Annotated in this window: 1 protein-coding gene and 1 pseudogene; both read left to right on the forward strand. The window is 64.9% G+C overall.

Annotation, left to right across the window (positions count from 1 at the left end; all coding sequences use genetic code 11):
* Positions 1-204 (forward strand): DUF6362 family protein (locus C4S70_RS18765; protein ID WP_235003900.1); only part of this gene is annotated, 204 nt, incomplete at its 5' end.
* 402 nt (positions 205-606) lie between these two features.
* Positions 607-1,379: pseudogene (locus C4S70_RS18385) on the forward strand (DNA methylase); the annotation flags it as partial.

Raw genomic sequence — 1,379 nt, forward strand, 5'->3', positions numbered from 1 at the left:
ATCGTGTGGCTCAGGGCGAACCGGAAGCCATGGAAACCGATCTGCTGGCAATTCGGCCTGTCGCGCACCGCTGCCACCAAACGCTGGCAGTACGGAATTGCCCTGATCACCTGGCGGCTCAACGGACGCGTGCCGTCTTCGAAACGATCGAAGCGCTTCGTGATCGAGAATGCCGACAGGCTGTCAAGAAAAATCGTCCTGTGAGGAAATTTTCGGAGAGACATCGCGCAGGGTTCACCGAACCCGGGCCAAGGGATACAAACCGGATATGCTCGGGAGAGGCGCGCGCGGGATGACCGCAAGCCGCTGGCTCCCGAGAGTCCACCGAGGGGACCAGCGGGGCCAAATCCGCTAACCCTTTGAATTCTTGGTTCCTTCTGGGCCGATTGCGTATGCTGGCGGGCTTGGCGCGGGATTTCGCCAGCGACAGGGCCGGATTTTTGGGAAGCCACCCGGAATCCGGATCCATGAAAACCCCGCGCAAACCCCAATAAACACTGGCCTTCCGGCCGGATACCCCCGGATGCCGCTGGACCCCGCGAGGAGTCCAGCGCGGCATCCGGAATCCACCGCGCTGGGATCCACCACATTCACGGAACACTGCCCATGACTCTGAGCTTCGCACCCGAGCGGATCGAGATGTGGCCGCTGGCCAAGCTCCAGCCCTACGCGAAGAACGCGAAGGTGCACGGGCCCGACCAGGTCGCGAAGATCGCCGCCAGCATGGCCGAGTTCGGCTGGACCGTGCCCTGCCTCGTGGGCGAGGACGGCGAACTGATCGCCGGCCACGGCCGCGTGCTGGCGGCAACGCAGCTCGGGCTGACCGAAGCGCCGGTGATCGTGCTTGGGCATCTGACCGAGGCGCAGCGGCGGGCCTATCGTCTGGCCGACAACAAATTGACCGAACTTGGCGACTGGAACGAAGCCGTTCTTTCGGCAGAACTGAACGACCTGCTGGCCGAGGACTTTGACCTGTCGCTGGTCGGCTTCTCGGACGGCGAACTCGACAAGCTGCTGGCTTTCGATCCGGACGAGGGCGGTGAAGAGAAGGGTGGCGCCGGGGGCTCCGTGCCGCCGGTGACCATCCCAGAGCCGCCGCGCAACCCGGTGTCGCGGACGGGCGATCTGTGGATCCTTGGTGATCACCGGCTGCTCTGCGGGGACTCGACCAGCCGCGACGATGTGCGCCGGCTGATGAACAGCGAGCGCGCGGTGCTGTTCGCGACCGATCCGCCCTATCTCGTCGACTACGACGGCTCGAACCACCCGACCCGGAACAAGGATTGGTCCGCCTCCTACGGCACGACCTGGGACGACAGTTCGCAGGGCGTGGAGCTCTACGACGGCTTCATCGCCGCCGCCGTGGCCGAGGCGATCAC

Origin of the sequence: Jhaorihella thermophila, from assembly GCF_900108275.1 — a bacterium.
Taxonomy (GTDB): domain Bacteria; phylum Pseudomonadota; class Alphaproteobacteria; order Rhodobacterales; family Rhodobacteraceae; genus Jhaorihella; species Jhaorihella thermophila.